18 protein-coding genes are annotated in these 19882 nt (G+C 36.7%); 15 read left to right on the forward strand and 3 right to left on the reverse strand.

Translation table 11 applies throughout. The features are described from left to right. The first annotated feature begins 136 nt into the window (after positions 1-136). A complete protein-coding gene (locus ACR30L_RS06465; RefSeq protein WP_435237209.1) occupies positions 137-1777 on the forward strand; it encodes a methyl-accepting chemotaxis protein in 1641 nt (546 codons plus the stop codon). Positions 1778-1826: 49 nt separating this feature from the next. Here ACR30L_RS06465 and ACR30L_RS06470 read toward each other — a convergent pair whose 3' ends face one another. Further along, positions 1827-3173: an MATE family efflux transporter gene (locus ACR30L_RS06470; protein WP_435237210.1), complete on the reverse strand. Its 1347-nt coding sequence runs from the start codon at positions 3171-3173 to the stop codon at positions 1827-1829. Between the two features lie 308 nt (positions 3174-3481). Here ACR30L_RS06470 and ACR30L_RS06475 point away from each other — a divergent pair, with 308 nt between their 5' ends. The 8 genes from ACR30L_RS06475 to ACR30L_RS06510 all read left to right on the forward strand — a co-directional run bounded on the left by ACR30L_RS06475 (position 3482) and on the right by ACR30L_RS06510 (position 10019). Further along, complete coding sequence (locus ACR30L_RS06475) at positions 3482-5026, forward strand: MFS transporter (protein ID WP_435237211.1); 1545 nt, start codon at positions 3482-3484, stop codon at positions 5024-5026. A 278-nt stretch (positions 5027-5304) separates the two neighbouring features. Next, positions 5305-5532: a cysteine-rich CWC family protein gene (locus ACR30L_RS06480; protein ID WP_435237212.1), complete on the forward strand. Its 228-nt coding sequence runs from the start codon at positions 5305-5307 to the stop codon at positions 5530-5532. A gap of 11 nt (positions 5533-5543) precedes the next feature. Next, the gene (locus tag ACR30L_RS06485) at positions 5544-5795 is read left to right on the forward strand and encodes a Rho-binding antiterminator (protein ID WP_435237213.1); all 252 of its coding nucleotides are present in this window, start codon (positions 5544-5546) and stop codon (positions 5793-5795) included. A gap of 169 nt (positions 5796-5964) precedes the next feature. After that, positions 5965-6090 (forward strand): hypothetical protein, encoded by a 126-nt coding sequence (locus ACR30L_RS06490; protein WP_435237214.1) that lies wholly within the window; start codon positions 5965-5967, stop codon positions 6088-6090. A gap of 42 nt (positions 6091-6132) precedes the next feature. After that, positions 6133-7059, forward strand: a complete 927-nt coding sequence (locus ACR30L_RS06495) for a DnaJ domain-containing protein (RefSeq protein ID WP_435237215.1) — start codon at positions 6133-6135, stop codon at positions 7057-7059. 326 nt (positions 7060-7385) lie between these two features. Next, a complete protein-coding gene (serC, locus tag ACR30L_RS06500) occupies positions 7386-8567 on the forward strand; it encodes a 3-phosphoserine/phosphohydroxythreonine transaminase (protein WP_435237216.1) in 1182 nt (393 codons plus the stop codon). 248 nt (positions 8568-8815) lie between these two features. Beyond that, positions 8816-9310, forward strand: coding sequence for a hypothetical protein (locus ACR30L_RS06505; protein ID WP_435237217.1), 495 nt, complete (start codon positions 8816-8818; stop codon positions 9308-9310). A gap of 58 nt (positions 9311-9368) precedes the next feature. Then, positions 9369-10019 carry a GGDEF domain-containing protein gene (locus tag ACR30L_RS06510; protein WP_435237218.1) on the forward strand — a complete coding sequence of 217 codons (651 nt, stop codon included), beginning with the start codon at positions 9369-9371 and terminating at the stop codon, positions 10017-10019. Between the two features lie 252 nt (positions 10020-10271). Here ACR30L_RS06510 and ACR30L_RS06515 read toward each other — a convergent pair whose 3' ends face one another. Continuing rightward, positions 10272-10436, reverse strand: a complete 165-nt coding sequence (locus ACR30L_RS06515; protein ID WP_435237219.1) for a hypothetical protein — start codon at positions 10434-10436, stop codon at positions 10272-10274. A gap of 25 nt (positions 10437-10461) precedes the next feature. After that, positions 10462-12852, reverse strand: coding sequence for a M48 family metalloprotease (locus ACR30L_RS06520; RefSeq protein WP_435237220.1), 2391 nt, complete (start codon positions 12850-12852; stop codon positions 10462-10464). A gap of 780 nt (positions 12853-13632) precedes the next feature. On the opposite strand from ACR30L_RS06520, the gene ACR30L_RS06525 reads away from it, so the two are divergent. From ACR30L_RS06525 to ACR30L_RS06550, 6 genes are all read left to right on the forward strand, one after another. Further along, complete coding sequence (locus tag ACR30L_RS06525) at positions 13633-15693, forward strand: bifunctional 2',3'-cyclic-nucleotide 2'-phosphodiesterase/3'-nucleotidase (RefSeq protein WP_435237882.1); 2061 nt, start codon at positions 13633-13635, stop codon at positions 15691-15693. Positions 15694-15754: 61 nt separating this feature from the next. Next, on the forward strand, positions 15755-16123 hold the full coding sequence (locus tag ACR30L_RS06530; protein WP_435237221.1) for a PH domain-containing protein: 369 nt from the start codon (positions 15755-15757) through the stop codon (positions 16121-16123). Between the two features lie 243 nt (positions 16124-16366). Then, positions 16367-17098 carry an oxygen-insensitive NADPH nitroreductase gene (nfsA, locus tag ACR30L_RS06535; RefSeq protein ID WP_435237222.1) on the forward strand — a complete coding sequence of 244 codons (732 nt, stop codon included), beginning with the start codon at positions 16367-16369 and terminating at the stop codon, positions 17096-17098. 251 nt (positions 17099-17349) lie between these two features. Next, the gene (locus tag ACR30L_RS06540; protein WP_435237223.1) at positions 17350-17586 is read left to right on the forward strand and encodes a hypothetical protein; all 237 of its coding nucleotides are present in this window, start codon (positions 17350-17352) and stop codon (positions 17584-17586) included. A gap of 7 nt (positions 17587-17593) precedes the next feature. Continuing rightward, positions 17594-18235 (forward strand): DUF1294 domain-containing protein, encoded by a 642-nt coding sequence (locus tag ACR30L_RS06545; protein ID WP_435237224.1) that lies wholly within the window; start codon positions 17594-17596, stop codon positions 18233-18235. Between the two features lie 132 nt (positions 18236-18367). Beyond that, positions 18368-19846 carry a helicase HerA-like domain-containing protein gene (locus ACR30L_RS06550; protein ID WP_435237225.1) on the forward strand — a complete coding sequence of 493 codons (1479 nt, stop codon included), beginning with the start codon at positions 18368-18370 and terminating at the stop codon, positions 19844-19846. The last annotated feature ends 36 nt before the right edge of the window (positions 19847-19882 follow it).

The raw sequence follows: 19882 nt of genomic DNA on the forward strand, positions 1-19882 counted from the left end.
AATACCTATTGTCTATTCAACGCATTTATTTACCTTATTTTTCTGTTAAATATCAACTGGTTTTAATAGAGACTTAAAATTTAATAGTCATTGATAAAGCAACGTATTAAACAACTTTTAATTTTTAAGGACTTTTATGAACAATATGACAGTAAGACAAAAATTGTTTGCTGGTTTCGGCTTAGTGCTCATGATGATGATGATATTAACGGCTATCGGTATTAAAAACGTTAATTTTATTGATAACACATTGACAGAAATTTCCGACGTTAACTCAGTAAAACAACGCTATGCAATTAACTATAGAGGAAGTGTCCATGATCGCGCGATTGATATACGCGATGTCGTATTAGCCTCTAGCAATGGACAACTGCAATCCTTAAAATCGAATATAACCAAATTAACCGAACAATATTCTGCCTCCGAACAAGGTATGCAAAAGATGGTTAATAGCGGGGTTTTATTTACGGCGGAAGAAACACGTATTCTATCTAAAATCGACGCGATTAAACAAAAAACATCACCACAAATTAATGAAATTATTCGTTTGATAGAGCAAGGAGAAGGGCAAGCGGCGAAATCATTACTTACCTCTTCAGTCAGTGAGAATTTTAAGCAATGGTTAATTACCATTAATCAGTTTATCGATTATCAAGAAAATGCGAATAAAATAGCGACGCCTCTAGCAAGAAAAGCAGCGGGAAACTTTCAATATTTGATGATTATAATCACCAGTGTCGCTATTTTAATTGGACTTTGTGTCGCGGTCTTTATTAGTCGCAACCTTACTAATCAACTTGGCGCAGAACCTTCTGTAGCTGCGAAAGCGTTAGCAAATATGACCGAGGGGGATTTATCGACGGAACTGACAACCTGTTGCCCTAAGAGTTTAATGGGGTCTGTTATGACAATGCAAGGAAAGCTCAGCGCGATAGTCTCGAGTATTGTCAAAGCATCAGGTGAATTGAGTATTCAAACACAGGTTGTTGCATCTGGATCTCGCCAAGTATTCTCTTCTGCACAGTTACAAGCAACATTAACCGAAGATGCAACAAGTCGTTTGGAAACCATGCGGGAAGGGTTAATGCATGTCTCAGATTCAGTGTCACAATCTGAAAAAATATCAGAAGAAACCTCTAATTTTGCAAAACTAGGAAAGGATAAAGTGAATGAAAGTGCGAGTGAAATGGAATTGATTTCTAGCACAGTGAAAGAAACCGTAGGGCAAATTAAACAGCTAGAAAGTCGAACTAAGGAGATTGGTAGTATCGTTAGTGTGATTAGTGCAATCTCTGAACAAACTAACTTATTAGCATTGAATGCTGCGATTGAAGCCGCCAGAGCAGGGGAGACCGGTCGTGGTTTTGCTGTGGTGGCGGATGAAGTCAGAGGATTAGCGCTGAGAACCAGTGAGGCAACGGGACAAATCGAAACAATGATTAATCAAGTTCAAAGTGAAACAGCCGCGTCGGTTATGGCGATGGAAAAAACGCAGCCCTTAGTTGAAAATGGACGTTCATTGACCATTGAGACGACTGATTTATTATTAAATATTGAAAAGCAAGCTCGAAATTCGTTATTAAATGTACAGGAAGTTGCAAGGGAAACTCATCAACAGGTGGGATTTGTTGAGAAAATATCCGATGCGATGAAAGAAATAAATACGATGTCAGCACAGTCCATCATTTCTCTTCAGAAAAACAGCGATATAACAACATCACTTGATGATTTATCTAAGGAGTTAAAGGAAACCGTTGGGTATTTTAAAGTGAATTGATAGTAGCGATCAGGGCAAGGGGATTCCTTGCTCTGTATTACTGTTGTTTTTATGAAGTTAAGGAAAAACGTGTCCAGACTTTAGATCGCCAGCGTCGTAGCATAATAATACCACGTGCCCATTCATCCATACCGATTGCTAGACATGCACCTATTACGCCACATCCCCAATGTAAACCAAATAAGTAGCTTGATAATACTGCGATTCCCCACATGCTTAATATTCCCATTTGTACCGGAAATTTAATATCACCTGCTCCTTTCAGGGCCGAAATAAAAATAAGATTAAATACCCGACCAGATTCAATAAATATTGAACCGGCGATAAGCATGGCAACCAAGGGAATGATTTCAGGATCTTGCGTAAATAGATTGATAATTTCATATCTAAAGCCAAAAATGATTAATATCACTGACATTGACACGATTAAGCCAACTAAAAAATACTTTTGCACGCGGATTAAAATATCATCAACCCAACCTTTGCCAATAAAGTAGCTAGTTTGAATTTGTGCCGCTTGGCCGAGTGCCAATGAGAAGGCAAAGGAAACCCGAGTAATATTTTGCATATAGGTAAAGGCTGCTAGGGATGATGTTCCCATTTGAACGACAAAATAAACGATAGTCATTTGAGCCATGTTATAGGAAAGAATTTCTCCCGCATTCATCGCACCTATTTTCAATATTTTTTTGTAGATAGTCTTAGGAATGTTTCGCCATGCTTTAAAGGGTAAATTGATACCTTTTGAATAAATCACCCAACACATTAACATTGTACCAATTATTTGGCTGAATACCGTTGCGATGGCAACGCCTGACACGCCATAAACAGGCAGACCAAAGGGTTGATAAAGCGCTATATAATCGCCAATAATATTAATAATGCCGGCAATTAAATTGATTACCATAGGAGAACGTGAATAACCGTGGCTGCGAAGTATTGTAGTGAGTACAATGCCAATGGTTACATTAAAGGTAAATGAGCCACTGATAAGTAAGTAGTCATAACCAAATTGAGCGACTTGATTTTCTAAACCAAATAGGGAAATAAATAATCGTGCACCAAAAAGTAACGCGAGGCTTAATATTCCGCCGACTATTATCGCCAATTGAATACTTGCAACACCGACATTAGCTGATTCTTTTGGACGATCGGCACCATTATATTGGGCAATAAGGATACCTGTTCCACTGCTGACCATCATCGAGATAACAATCAAAAAGAAAGAAATTTGTGTGATCACGCCGACGGCAGAAACAGCAAGATCAGAGTAGCCACTTAACATAAAAACATCGGTGGTATTAAGCGCCATGCGCAATAGAACCTCAACAAAAATCGGCCAGGTTAAGGTAACGATATTCATGCGCTTGCTAAGTGTCGAAGCTGTATTTGGCATATTATCCTTGAATGAATCATTTATTTTAGCGAAAAATAACGGCGCTAGTTTGCGGTAAAAAATTCACAATGTAAACGTCAACCGTGCTTGGTGTTAACATTGCTTTTTGACCTCACCATACAATCCGAATATACTCACATGAAAATTTTTGAAAGCGCTTTCTTTGTGATTTATTTTAACCTGAATTGTATTTGATAATAAAGAACAAACACGTATTGATAGCCCGTTATTATAAATTTATGATGATTAATTTTTTTAATTTATGCTGTCATTAACCCGTTTATTGATAAACGACAAAAGGTCATAACATGAATGGATCCGTACAACTGGATACAAATCCTGAACACATTTCCGAAATACCAGAAATAATACCTAAAAATGCCAATCAAACTGCATTTGAAGATAGGATCCCGATGATTCAAAAAATTGCATTTGGTGTTGGCTCCCTTGCGAACCAGCTTTTTGCAGCGGCATTAGGCGTTTTTATGATAGTCCTCGTGATGGGCTTAGGTATGGATCCCTTTCTTGTCGGTATACTGGGTGCTGTACCCCGTATTTTTGACGCAATTACGGATCCATTAATGGGGTATATTTCGGATAATTCACGAACTCGTTGGGGAAGACGTCGGCCATATATTTTTATTGGTGCGATTATCACGGGGGTTTCTTTTATGTTGATGTGGCAAATTTATCCGGAAAATGGTCAACAATATAATTTTATCTACTTCCTGTTGTTGTCATTGCTTTTTTATCTCGGATATACCATCTTTGCGACGCCTTTAGTGGCTTTGGGTTATGAAATGAGTCCCGATTTTCATGAACGCACTCGAATCATGGCCGTATCTCAGTGGATTGGCCAACTTGCTTGGATGATTGCCCCTTGGTTCTGGGTGATAATTTATGAACCCACTTTGTATGAATCAGCCGCTATTGGTAGTCGAAATTTAGCTATATGGGTGGGGCTAATTTGTTTACTTTTCGGTATTATTCCAGCTGTCTTTTGTAAAGAGCGTGTATTACCCGCGCAACGGACTGAAAAATTATCATTAAGTGCGTTAGGCCGTATGATGAGCAACTTTTTTAATGGTATTTGGCAAACGTTTAAGTGTATTCCTTTCGTTCAGTTATGTAGCGCTACATTTCTCGTGTTTAACGGCTTTCAAACCGTGGCGCAATTTTCTTTCTTTATTATTGTCTTTTATATTTTTAATGGTGATCAAGGCGCTTCGGGTACCTGGTCTGCTTGGTTTGGTACGGTGAGTGCGATATGTACTTGCCTATTAGTGATTCCAATGATCACGCGTATATCGTTAAAAATAGGGAAAAGAAATGCATTTATCGTGGCGACGGTTATCTCTATTATCGGGTATGTTTTGCGTTGGTGGACCTTTGAAATGGCATTAAACGAAGGTAGTCACTGGATGATGTTTATTTCATTACCCTTAATGACTTTTGGGATTGGCGGCTTGTTTACATTAATGATGTCAATGACGGCGGATGTTTGTGATTTAGATGAATTAAATACAGGTGAACGACGTGAGGGTATTTTTGGTGCTGTGTATTGGTGGTTTGTAAAATTAGGTACGGCTATTGCAATGTTGATGTCTGGCTGGGTGCTAAGTAATATTGGTTATGGCCGTTTAGAAGCGATAAGGAATGCACTCACTAACGGCGAATCTTTATTACATATTCCAGAGGCCGTTAATATCATTAATATGTTACGTATGGCTGATATTATTATTCCTAGCGTTACTGCGCTGCTAGCTATTTTTGTTATGTGTCAGTATAACTTCAGCGAAACACGTTCGAGAGAGGTGCGTGCTGAACTTGAAAAGCGTCGAGGAAAAGTATAATTATTTACAGGGGCTAATTACGACGTTAATTCTCCTTTCATTTTTCATATCATTGTTGATTATCTGCAGTTATATGACCTCTAATGCTATTGTCTTGTATATACCCGTTACCATTCAAGATGCTGATTTCTGCATCTTGAATGGTAACGGGTATAGATATTGAGTTATTCTACTCAATACTTTTACTATGCAACTTTAACTCGCCTTGCTGACTTTGTATCTTGATGTATTATGGGAATATAAGTTAATCTGATTTATTTTCTGCACAGGATATTACCGTGAACCCAGATCCAACAATATGTCCGCTATGCGGTAAAAATAATCGATGTGGAATGGCTCAATCGAGTGGCAATGATCAACCCTGTTGGTGTATGAGTGGTGAGTTTTCCTTTCCTGATAGCTTATTGAATGAAGTTACGGATGCTGCAAAAAATAAGGCTTGTATTTGCCGTGAGTGTGCTTCGAGGCATCATGAGCTTAAAACAGATGCATCGAGAGTGAAATAATAGAGGTAGTCATGATAGGTTGTGGTGAATACGATATTATTGAGATCGTGTGTATGTATCAATATCCGATTACATTAACCTTGAGATCAGGGGAGATTATTGAATGTGTTGCAATTGATACTAAGCGGAATGAAACCCATGATGAATGTGTACTCGTCAATATTAAAAATAAAACGCAGTTAATAATATTAGATAATATCGTCCAATTAGCAGTCAATGTTGATAATCCGCATATTAAGCAAGTTGTTACGTTTAATGACTAAATAAAATACCAATAAATTAATATTTAAATAAATAATATAAGTCAGATCGCTATCTTTCATTAATAAAATTAACAACAAGCGTCTTTTATTTTACAATGGGTATTATTGCCAGCAGTTTTACTGCTAAAAGAGTAGTTTCTCTTATAATTTACAAGCAAAAGGACATGTTATGGATGATATAAAATTGCTTAATATTGATTGGTCATTTTTCAATGAACTTCCTGTCTTTACGAGACTCTACTCCCCATTAGCTTACAAGCATGTCATCGTTAACTGTTTAAGTCACTTTTCTTAATCAAATAACATTCATATTTCATTTTATAAGGTATGCTAGATTATGTTTTTTTGGGGAAAGGTGGCTGGTGCCTTTTTAGGTATTTTGATTACTGGCGACAATGTATTTATTAATGTCCTTGGTATCTCAGTTGGTTTGTATTTCGGGCACCTTTTTGATCGTTCTGTTATTAAAAACTTTAAAAAGCAGACCGATACCTATGGCAAAGTATTAACGCGTAAAGAAAAACAAGATTGCTTTTTTGATAGTACCTTTTCGGTTCTTGCTTTTATTGCAAAGCCAAAACAAGAAGTCACACTCACTGACCTTCAAGTTGCTAATGTTTATTTAGACTTAGCCTATCTTCGACAAGAAAACCCTTTGAAATCTGAATTTAATTTACTAAATGCCTTGCAAACGACTAAGCATCGGATGGATGTTCAACGTGCTTTTGAAGAGGGGAAAAATAGCAATTTAATAAATTCATTACATATTGTAAAACATCGTATTCGTGCTCATAGTGCCTTTGAATTAGGTTTACAGGAAAATTTTTCACTGTCTAAAACCCTCGATAGATTCAAGAAGCTGGCGGAACATGATACGAATATTTTACAAATATTTTTAGGCATTCAAATACAGTTAGCTTTTACCGATGGAGAGCTGCAGAAAACACGTCAACATGATCTCTTTAAAATTGGCAATTATTTAGGGTTTACTGCAACGGAAGTTAACCGTTTATTAAGGTTGATTGAAGAGCAACAAGGCTTTTATCGTGGTATTAAACCAATTGAGAATAAAAATGATTTCTACAGTATTCTTGGTATTAAGCAATACGCCACTGAAGCCGAAATTAAACGTGCTTATCGAAAATTGATGGGGCAATTTCATCCTGATAAATTAGCCTCAAAGGGGTTATCTGAAGAAGGGATGCAAGAAGCCATACAGAAAACTCAAGACATTCAGCGCGCCTATAAAGCATTACGTAAGTAATGGTAATAGAAACAGCGGCTTACCTATTTTAATTTATAAAACACTCTTTTTTTGCAACGAATGATGCGCCTAATCTATGTTGGTACTAACGATATATAAGGTTGGTGCTAAACGCACTGTGATCTGAATAGCATACTCAAATGATTGAAAACTGAATAGAGATGATGACTTACTTCGTTAAGGAGGCTTCGTCTTTATCTTACTTGTGGTACTTGATGAGAAATTAACATGTATTTCATTGGGTTCTAAATAATATGCACTCACCACCCTATTGAGAGCAGTTATGTATTGAACAAGTGATCATGAATATGAAAGGAGAAAATATTATGAATACAGCTATTCACCCCGCGCTTATTGGTTCACTTAATTCGACAGCCCCCTCGGAAGCGATTATTAATTTTAGTCCTGGTCCAACTTCTTTACCTAAAGAGGTTGAGCGACAAATAGCTGCAAACTTTAATAAACCGGGATTAACTTCGTTATCTATTTCTCATCGCGCACCAGAATTTCAAGCTATCTTAGATCATGCCATTTCAACAGTACGTAACGTCATGCATATTCCCGATAACTATGAAGTCTTATTTACCCATGGAGGAGGGCATGGGCAGTTTGCAGCCTTGCCCCTTAATCTTTGTCATTCACCATCAGATAAAGCTACTTATGTAGTTAATGGCACTTGGTCTGCCCGTGGGCGAGATGAAGCTCAAAAATATTGTCAGATAGAAACCATTGATGGTCGACATCCTGAAGACGGTAGTTTTACTAGTTTTCCTGAATTAAACGAAGCCGATATTTCACCTGAAAGTAAGTATGTTTATTTATGTTCGAATGAAACCGTGAATGGTATTGAATTACATCGGTTACCAAAATTACCACCATCGCGTCAGCATATTCCCTTAATTGTGGATGCCAGTTCGGACTTTACCACTAAACCAATTGATTGGCAGGGTTGTGGGGTCGGTGTGCTTTTTGCCTGTGCGTCTAAAAATATTGGTCATCCTGGTTTAACAATAACCATTATTCGTCAGGATCTTATTGGCGAAGGTAAAGCATCTCCACTTTGTCCCGGCGTATTTAACTACACGACTAATAATGAAGCAGGTAATTTATGGAATACACCTGCAACTTTCAATATTGAAGTGGTTGGTATTGTGATGGACTGGCTTGTGAAAGAGGGAGGGATTGAAGCTAATGAACAACGCTCAATTGATAAATCTCAATGTATTTATGATGTTATTGATGCTTTAAATGGATTTTATGGAACACCTATAGCGAATAAAAACTTAAGAAGTCGTATGAATCTTCCCTTTAATATTAAACAGGGAGATGAAGCATTAACCAATAAATTTTTAATTGAAAGTTGGGAAATGGGGATCATTGGTTTACGCACGCTAACGCCTTTTGGTGTTGGTGAATACCTTCGAGCTAGTTTATACAATGGGGTTAGTGTTGAACAGGCGGTTAAATTGGCTGAGTTTATGAAAAAATTTGCAAGTGAGAATAGCTAACTAGTGACTAGTGATAGGCTGATTGTATCACTACTTTCATTAACTACCCCGTGTATAAATTGGTAGGCGCATAAAAATAGATTATGTGTCCTATTTTAATTAAATATTCCTACTTATGTGAAATATACCTGTTTTATTCATTTACTTATTACCCATTCATAACTATTTTTTATCATATAATTTAGATTTTTAATGATAATTTTTGGTTAACCTACGGAATAGGGTGCGTTTATGAAAGAAGCTATATTTTGATGTTAATGCTTGATATCCGAACACTTAACATTGTTACAACCTGTATCGCATTGTTGTTTTCATTATGGTTGTTTGCTTTTAGCCTTTCTCAAAATAAATTTCATGGGTTTAAATTGCTAGCAGTATCCAATGTGATGATTGGTTTATCTATGCTATTTATTGGATTACGCTATTTTTTACCGGATTTTATTTCAGTGGTTATTGCAAATACATTAATCGTGGTTGGCTTGGTTGGGTATTTTGAAGGTGGGAGGCGTTTTTTAGGCATTTGTAATTATTGGCATCCGATCGGAATTGTTAGCATTATTATCACCGCGCTTTCTTCTTATTATTACACTTATCAACTGCCTTCAATTAATGCTCGGGTGATGGTGGTTTGCTTTATTGCATCTTTAATAACAGCGTTGACTGCAAGGGATTTATTTCGAAACAGTCGTAAGAAATTGGCGTGTTTCGGCGATTATTACTGGCTGCATTTTTACTTCTTTTAGTTTATTTCAATTTTACCATTTGGTGTTTACCGCAGGAGAAACTGAAATTGAATCCTTTATGTTAGCAGGTACGGTTCATGCCTTTTCATATCTGTTTATTATTATTTTGGTTACGGGGCCGGCATTTGGCTTCTTTTGGATGGTTAGTCGGCATCTTCAATATGATTTACAAGAATTAACACTTAAAGATCAACTAACAGGGATATTAAATCGAAGAGGGTTTGATAGTCTGGCCCATCGTGAATTTTTAAAAAGAAATAAGTTAAAAAAGCATTTAACGGTCATGATGTTAGATATCGACCACTTTAAAAAAATTAATGATAATTTTGGTCATCATATCGGAGATCAAATATTGATTGAGTTTTCTACTTTAATTAGTCAATGCTTAAGACCTTCGGATATTTTTGCCCGCGTTGCTGGAGAGGAGTTTGTTATTGTTTTACCGTTTCATGATGAAAGTGAGGCGGTGAATAAAGCTAAGCAACTTGTAAAAAGTGTTGAATTACATCTATTTAATAGTGATCAATATAAAATAAGAGTAACTACTAGTATTGGGGTGGCAAGCATTCACTCTCAATCTGAAACTTTAGATGATTTGCTATTAAAAGCTGACCAAGCATTATACGCATCGAAAAATAGTGGAAGAAATCAAGTGACGCTGTTTGAAACAAATACGATCATGCATAATTTTATATTAGCAACGAATTAATAGGCCGCACACACGTGTCAGTCATTGAATCTTTCGTAACGACTTTGCTGTTTGTATAACGACAATATGATCGTATTGTCGACAAGCTTGATTGTATAAATACCACTTATTCAACTGGATACGACAAATTCTGATAAGTTGTAGGTTCAGCAATTATTACTACCGGCGGATCTTGGGTATATATTATTGTAATCCATACGTGTAGGCGTTGTTCCCCCTGATAAGGCGCGCAGCCATATTCAGTCAATTGAATTATGCATTCTGCTTGTTGTCTTTTATTTCACATATTTTATGCTCTTCTGTAGTAATGGGATCGCTACAGCAACTTCCAAAATGTACTGAATCCAACCATGCTTGTACTTCTTCAGGCGAAGATTTTAGATTCGTCTTCTTCGGGCTGTCAGGTTTATTTTTCATATTCGTTCCTGCTTGTTTTATTATGCTAATCCATTGTTTGTGTTGGAAAGCTTAATGGTGATATTTTATTAAAACGCTCTGCATGACTGCAAAGTGCTGCAATCTCGGCAAACTGCCAGTAGTATTGATAATGTATTGCTTTACAGATTTTTTCCGCCGTATCAAAGTGCTCATCGAGTTGATAAGTTTGCTTTTGTGTTGGTAAAACTCCGCTCCAACTTTCGATAAATTCAGCTAAGTTTTCAAATTTTTCATCGACTATATTAATGTTTTTTGCTTCATTTATTGCTTTGTGTGAATCCGTTAATGTTATGTCAGTTAGGCGATTAATGGTGGGGGCAATTTGCTCATGTAATTCATCATCGCAATTTAATAGGCAATTGAACACATAAATATGTTGTTGTAATGAAATGATGATTGATTCAAGAATATACATATCCTGTAGGTTTTTTAATAGTATATCTAGTTGTTGATTTTTTTCTTCTGATAAAAGTGCTTTATTAAATATTATGCGATGATAAAACAACTGGTCAAAAGCAAATAATTGCTTTTGTTGCATTCGCATTTCACTGGTTAATGTGCCTATTTCATATTCAAGTTCGCGAATATTATCTGATTTTATATTGAATTCTTTCGGCTCTATATACATATGAGAGGCTAAATAAGCTTTGGCTAAACTCGCGTAGTTAATTTGTTGTAACTGTTGAGTAAAAGTATCAAAATCCTCTATGAATTGTGGCTGTAAACGGCGAATTTCATTCATGCATTGAATATGATGAGTTAGTTTATTATCCGGTAAAGGCGATAAATTCAAGAATCGGTTATTGTAATCCCTATTAAAAAAAGTGTGATAACTGAGTTGTAATGTTTCTTTATGATCATCACGGTCTATTAGTCTGTGATTTGCAACCATATGTTTACGTGGATTGCGAATGCCCATGCGAACATAGGTATCTATCGTTACCGCTTCACATAATTGGTTAATGTGATTTATGAGTTTTTTGGCAGGGAATTCACTGACAAATATGCCTGGATCATTACGTTGAGTGATATGGCTAATACGATCATTATCAGCTGGATGGCTGTCCATCGATAAGGTTTTGCTTTCTTGCATTTCTCTTTTAATACGTTCAAGCATTTCTTCACTGGTTTGTTCAGCAAATTTTGCCGTTGCCAATGGTAAGTTGGCGAGTAAGCTATCATCGTTCCAAGATGCAATATTTATTTGATCGGCTTGATCTGCGGCATAGTGCAATTTACGCAGCGTTATAGATGTTTTTTCAAATTGATCGCTACCGACAAATCGGCTGCCATAACTATCCGCGTCGTATTCCATTGCACGAGACATATATTGTGTTAGACGATGGTTTAATTTGTATAACAACATAAAAATGTAACGGGCTACTTTTATTGTTTGTTGTGCACCGTAGATGGAAAGTGTCCCGACAATATGCCAATCTGCCTTTTTAGACCATGTATTTAAGCGTTCATCCCACGTGTCTTGGACATAAGCACGTTGAAAAAACCAGTTGTTAATAGTGTTGACGATATAATATGTTTTCATTGCAGAAGACTGCGAAAAGTGACCAAATTCATGGGCTAAAATACCACTAAATTCGCGAATATTAAGTCCTAATATTAAGGGTAATCCGATTGTTAATCGTAATTGCTTTTTTCTTAAGCTTAAATAACCGTACATTGCCCCTGCAGATGCATTAACACTCGTATCTAAACAAATTTGTTCGGGGAAAGGAACTGACATTTTCTCACACATTACATCGATAAGATTAAAAAGTGCAGGCCCATCTGCTCGTTTCATTTCAAAATATTTTGGAGTGGGATAACGTGAAAATAAAGGGCGAAGTAAAAATAAAATAAGGACCATAATAATAAAATAGGGGACAATAACAGCTAATATTTTTAAAAAGATGCTTGATACATTCTCGATATTTTCAGCTAAAAGATGCCCATAAAATACGCTTATATAAAATAAAGCAAAAATGGTTGAGAGATAGACGATAGGCGCGACTAAACTGACTAATAGCGCGAGCAATAATGAATAGCGATAATTAGTGTTAACCTTTTCCTGAACAAATTCACCGTTTATAAGTTTTTCGAATGCTTCTTTCGTTTCTGGGGTATTGGATAATTTAGGTTGTAAGATAATATTTTCGATTTTCTTTTCGGTACTTTTATTTTCTATTATTTTAACTTTTAGCCCGAATTTTGAAAATTGTTTAACTAACTTATCTGCAAAGCCACGATTAACATTTTTTCTTATTACGGCATCCTTTAATAGTAATTTTTTAGCGTCTTCAGCGGAAAGTTTAAATGTAGTAATAATATTATGTATGACCTTTTTTTCTTCAAATTCACTTTCTAATATGCCTGTGCTGATTACTGATAGCTGTATCATAACGTCCCTTGTTCATATTTTACTTTTTGGTGAGCGGGCAACAGTATAATATAATTTAGAAAAAAGATGGTGCAGTGGATGGTCTTAATTGTGTGATTATTCAAGTTTTTTATTACAATATACCCGTTACCATTCAAGATGCAGAAATCAGCAAGACGAGAGGTGAGCAGATTCTAGGCATAAAGGTGAAGATCTAACGGGTTAAATCGAGACTTTATAACAACGAAGATGTTTGCCTCTCGTCTTGCCCTGCGGGTCACTAGTTCGTTTCTTATAAACCATGGCAATACTGCGTTATAACATTCGATAAGGACTAGCCATTAAAGATGTAAAGTCTTGTTTTTACATCTACCGATAGAGGATTAACGCAGTTAATCGCTAGAAAGGTCATCATGTTACGCCTTGCCTTGGTATCCGAGCGAGTGACTGATAAACGCATCTTGATTGGTAACGGGTATAGAATATTAACTGTGCAGATTATCTTTTATAAAGAGTAAATATTTTGACCCTAAAACAGTGTAAAAGATGAAAATTGAAAAGATGTTAGTTTTTAAAAAGTGAATTTAATAAAGGATGGATAATCATTACATACATCAACCAAACAACACATTATGTAAGTAGTTCATTTACGTTACACATTTGTTGCATTTTTGTCGCTTGACCTCACACTTTAAAAGTTGCCTACTGACTACTATCGTAATTATCTATTTTTAAAGCATTATTTTTACTTTCAAGGCCGAGATAGCTTGGATTACTTCGCTTTACAACAAAAGGAATTATATTTTGAATAAAACATTACTCGCATTATTTATTTCATCTAGTTTAGGGTTAACGGCTTACAGTTCAAATAGCATGGCTGATACTGACAATATATCGGCCAAATTACGCGTATTTGAAACCTCTGATATTCATGCCAATGTGATGGATTATGATTACTATCAAAGTAAAACGGATATCACCATTGGCTTAGCTCGCACAGCAAGTTTATTACAAGCGGCGCGTGAAGAAGTGGTTAATTCCGTACTGGTCGATAATGGCGATTTAATTCAAGGTAGCCCAATGGGGGATTTTATTGCCAGTGAGTATAAAAAAGGTCATAAATTTGATGTGCATCCTGCTCATAAAGCAATGAATTTACTTGATTATACCGTTGGTAATATTGGTAATCATGAATTCAATTATGGTTTAGCGTTTCTTCAAAAAGCGATTTCAGGGGCAAATTTCCCTTATATAAATGCAAATGTATATTGTGAATCTGATTGTTGGCAAGGTAAACAAGCGGGTGATAATTTGTTTACACCCTATATTATTAAAACCACCGATATTGTTGATGATCAAGGTGAAAAAAGAACCATTAATATTGGTTATATTGGTTTTGTGCCCCCACAAATCCTTCAATGGGATAAGCAAAACCTTGATGGAAGAGTCACAGCCAAAGGGATTGTTGAAAGTGCTCAAAAATTTGTACCTGAAATGAAAGCAAAGGGCGCAGATATTATTATTGCCATTCCCCATTCAGGGATTGGTTCGAGTGAAAATCCGGGGGATGTGAACGCTGAAAATGCAACCTATGCACTAACGACTGTAGAAGGTATTGATGCGATTTTATTTGGTCATAGCCACTCTGTTTTCCCAAGTGCACAATTTGCTAATATTCCGAATGTCGATATTGAAAAAGGCCTGATTAACGGTATTCCTGCCGTCATGCCCGGTCGTTGGGGAGATAATCTGGGCGTTATTGACCTTAATCTTGCTTTTCACGATGGTAAGTGGGATGTGACGTCGGCAATAGCGGAATCTCGCCAGATTTATGAACGAAATGAAGAAGGTAAGAAAGTGGCGAAGGTTGAGGCCGATGAACATATTCACCATGCCGTTGAAGTAGAGCATAAGGGCACGCTTGATTTTGTGAATGCTTCAATAGGTAAAGCAACTAGCGATATGTATAGTTTTCTTACATTAGTGCAGGATGATCCCACTGTACAGATAGTGTCCGACGCACAGATGGAATATGTTAAAGCACAGGTTGCCTCGTCGAATAATAAAGCATTGAAGGGCTTACCTGTTCTATCTGCAGCTGCGCCTTTTAAAGCAGGTGGACGGCATAGTGCGGGCTCAGATGTAGACGCTTATGTGCAAGTTGCAGCTGGTGAGCTAAGTTATAAAAATGCGGCGGATTTGTATCTTTATCCGAATACCGTTGTTGCACTTAAAATAAATGGTGTACAACTTAAAGATTGGTTGGAATGCAGTGCAAATCAGTTTAATCAAATTGATCCAAATACTACGGAACCACAATATTTGATTAATTGGGAAGATCACCGCACTTATAATTTTGATGTTATCGATGGGGTGAGTTACAAAGTGGATGTGACTCAACCCAGTAAATTCGATGGTGATTGTAAAGTGATCAATCCCGATGCAGCGCGTATTGTTGGTTTGACTTATACCGATGCAGAGGGGCATAGTATGAGTGGTGACGAATTGAATAAACAATCGTTTATTATTGCGACCAATAATTACCGTGCTTTTGGCGGAAAATTTGCGGGGACTGGTGCGGAATATGTTGTGATGGAACAACCGGATACTAATCGGGATGTATTAGCAAATTACATTACAGCACAAACAAAAAATAAAGGTGCGGTCGATCCTTCGGCAGATAATAACTGGGATTTCGTTAATATTGATTCGAAAGTTGCATTAGATGTTCGTTTTGAGACACAGAATAGTGCAACAGCGGATGGATTTATTCGCCGTTATGGGCAACGAGCAATGACTAAAGTTGGTCAAGATGAGCTTGGTTTTGCGTTGTATAAAATTGATTTAACAACGCCGAAATAATTTCATCTAATACTAAGCCTCCGAGTGGGGGCTTTTATTGATTAATGTAAAAGGAACGCAGATGATTGATTTTGAAAATAAAGACGTATTTAAACTCAAACAGAATGATAAGTATGCTCAAAAAGTAAAAGATTTACTGCTTGACGATGAGCAAATTATTGATTCATTTAAGTCCATGAGAGATGGTGTTGTTTTCACTAATAAAAGAATTATTGCGATTAATGTTCAAGGCTTAACCGGTAGTAAAAAAGATTTTACTATGTTGCCCTATAAAAATATTGTTGCTTATTCCGTTGAAACTTCCGGTACCTTTGATATTGATTCTGAATTAGAAATTTATTTTTCAGCCGTCGGTAAAGTTAGATTTGAATTTACCGGTAAAACGCCAATGCTTGCCATATCAAAAATAATTGCGAGTTATGCTTTATAAATTAGCGCCTATTGTATGGTGTTTAATAAGGGTAATTTAAAAGAATAATAAGCTTTATCAGATAAATATTTTATATTTACTGATTGATTTCTGCAGTTTTTAATTCAAAGTGGTAAATTTATAGGTATATCTATTACCACGCGCGAGATGCCTACAAAGTTAAACACTCGCTAATTCGTCTTGTTGACTAATCGCATTAGCGTACCTCTCGCATTTTTCATTCAAAAGAAAGGAAATAATCACATGAATCAGACAATCGATCTTCTGAAAAATCACCGATCTATTCGTAAATTTACTAGTGAGAAAGTCAGTGATGAAAAGTTAATCGCAATTATAGAATCTGCAGAGTCTGCTGCGACCTCAAATTTTATTCAGGCATACAGTGTCATTCGCGTCACTAAGCCTGAAAATAGAAAGCAATTAGCTGCCTTTGCTGGTGGTCAAGCTTGGATTGAGCAATGTCCTGTATTTTTGGTTTTTTGTGCGGACTTAAAACGCGCGCAATCAGCTTGCACTTTTGAAAACAAAGAGATGGATTCTGGTTATACGGAACAATTTCTCGTTGCAACCGTGGATGTCACACTTGCAGCTCAAAATGCAATGATCGCTGCAGAGTCAATGGGATTAGGTGGCGTTTATATCGGTGGGCTACGTAATCAACCGGATAATGTAGCTAAGCTTTTAAAGCTGCCTGAACATGTTTATCCTATTTTTGGTATGTGTTTAGGGTATCCCGATGAAACACCAGAGCAAAAACCAAGAATGCCTGCGAAAATGATATTGAAAGATGATTACTACAGTGAAGGCGATGATGATTTAAGCCAATATAATGAAATTTGTAGTGAGTATTATAAAAACCGAACCAGTGGCTCACGTGATGAAACTTGGACACATCAAATTGCAAATATGGTTAGCGTTCCAGCGCGTCCACATATGAAAGGTTTTTTAAAACAGCAAGGCTTTGATGTGAAGTAATATCAATCGTATTAAATTGGTGATCTAAATTTTGCGTAGAAAAATGGTTTGGTTTACGGTGGGTTTTTATTTAAGTACTTGTTTTATTTGTAAAAATTTTAACGAGTAAATAAACCATTTTAACCAGTAAAATAGATTAACTAATGATTACGATTAATATAATTATTGATCTATTAAATTAACATCCAATAATGAGTGTTATTATCACTGATTATTGGGTGTTTTTTTATATTATTAATTTATGGAAAATAATGATGACAGATTGGTTAATTGTATTGGGCGCGTTGATAGCCATTATTGGTGGTGTTTTATTTATTATTGAAACTTTTAAAGTGAGTTGGTTGTGGTGTGTCGGTTGTATCTTGCTTTCTCCTATTGCCATTGTGTTTATTATTCGTCATTGGGAAGTATCAAAAAAGCCCGTTTTACTTCAGTTAGCTGGATTTGGCATTGTTGGTGTCGGTATGTTAGTTATTGACAGTATGTAGGTTTGTTATGAATGAAAATAAATCTTTTCAAGGGAAAATAATTAATTGGAATGACGATAAAGGCTTTGGTTTTGTTGAGCCCAATGGAGGTGGTGAACGTGCCTTCGTTCATATCAAAGCATTCAGGCCCCGGGCGCATCGCCCTGTTAACGGGGAGCTTATTATTTATCAATTAGTGCGTGGAAAAGATAATCGTTATAAGGCTGAAAATATTAAATTTGCTCATGCAGCCAAAAAGTTAGATAAACGACACCATCAATCTGAACAAAGTAAAATCCCCACTGTGTTTGTTTTATTATTTTGTGTCGGACTTTCTCTTACGGTCTTAATTGGCAAACTATCTGCAATTATATTGGGGCTGTATATTGTGATGAGTATAATTGCCTTTATTGCCTATGCAATGGATAAATCTGCCGCTCAACAGGGGCGTTGGCGAACTAAGGAAAGTACGTTACATATGATCGGGTTATTAGGTGGGTGGCCAGGTGCGCTCTTTGCACAAAATAAATTACGTCATAAGTCTAGTAAAACCGAATTTAAGATCGTCTATTGGATAACCGTTTTTGTTAATATAGCTGGGTTAAGTTGGTTATGTACGCCGGATGGCGAGGTTGTTTTGAATAATATTATAAGGCAATTTTTGTTATAAGCAGTATTTGGAAATAGTTATCTTTCTTCAATAATTGATTGGTTAGAGTATATTTTATGACCGTAAACATGTACTTTAATGTTTTATTTAAGCGCAATAAATATTACCTTGATTATTAAAAAGGAGACACGAATGGCGGAACAAAAGGAATTTGTAATTGGTGGTGCTGAAGGCGATTTAGTTCAACAGTTAGCGCAAATGAGTAATCGCCATGGTCTTATTTCTGGGGCTACAGGGACTGGAAAAACCGTTACTTTACAGGTTCTTGCAGAAAGTTTTTCTCGATTAGGTGTGCCTGTTTTCGCTGCGGATATTAAAGGCGATCTTTCTGGTTTAGCCAACGCAGGTAAACCACACGCTAAGATAGATGAACGTTTAGATAAAATCCCGCTAAAAAATTACCAACAGAAACCCTGTCCCGTTGTTTTTTGGGATATTTACGGTGAGCGCGGTCATCCTATTCGTTCTACGATCTCGGAAATGGGGCCGTTATTATTATCCAATTTACTTAACTTAAATGATACGCAATCGGGTATTTTGTATGCCTGCTTTAAAATTGCTGACGATCAAGGTTTATTGTTGCTTGATTTAAAAGACCTACGTTCAATGCTCAATTGGATGGGGGATAATGCAAAAGCACTTCGAAATGAATACGGTAATATTTCAAGTGCAAGTGTGGGTGCTATTCAACGCCGTTTAATGGTAATGGAAGAGCAGGGGGCAGAATACTTCTTTGGTGAACCGGCCGTCAAACTTTCAGATCTTATGCAAGTCGATTTTTCTGGTAACGGTGTTATCAGCCTGTTTGATGCAACCAAGTTGATGGCTAAGGCGCCCGGAATCTATTCGACGTTTTTACTTTGGTTATTATCGGAACTCTTCGAGCAATTGCCCGAGGTGGGGGATAATGATAAACCTAAAATGGTATTCTTTTTCGACGAAGCTCATTTACTTTTTAATCAAGCTCCAAAAGTGTTAATTGATAAAATAGAACAAGTAGTACGTTTAATTCGTTCTAAAGGCGTTGGTATCTATTTCATTACCCAAAGTCCGTTAGATATTCCTGAAAATATTCTTGGTCAACTTGGAATGAAGATTCAACACGCGCTGCGATCCTTTACCCCAAAAGATCGCAAAGTGATTAAAAGTGTTGCTCAAGCTTTTCCGCCTAATCCGACTTTCGATACTGAAACCGTTATTACGGATCTGGGAATTGGCGAAGCATTAGTGTCGGTGCTTGATAATAAAGGCCGTTCACAACCTGTTCAACGTACCTTGATCCGTCCTCCTGAGTCGCAAATTGGGCCCCTAACAAAGGATGAGAGACAACAACGTATTATCCGCTCTCCCTTGTCCGGACGTTATGATAATCCGCTTGACCGTGAATCAGCTTTTGAAGTACTAAAAGAAAGAGCTGAAAAGTTATTAGCCCAAGAAGAGTTAGCTGAGTCAGAAATAACCCAAACTAAAACCAAGGCGAAGTCGGTTCGCAAGAGTAAAAGGCAGACGCCGATGGAAGCCTTTGTTAAAAGTGCCGCTCGTGCGATTGGCAGTCAAGTTGGTCGTCGAGTGATTCGAGGTATTTTAGGATCTATTTTTGGCGGACGTTAAATTAAGATGGTTAAGCAGCTACATTGTGATGACAAT

Origin of the sequence: Psychromonas saccharinae (assembly GCF_051201515.1) — a bacterium.
In the GTDB taxonomy this organism is placed as follows: Bacteria; Pseudomonadota; Gammaproteobacteria; order Enterobacterales; family Psychromonadaceae; genus Psychromonas.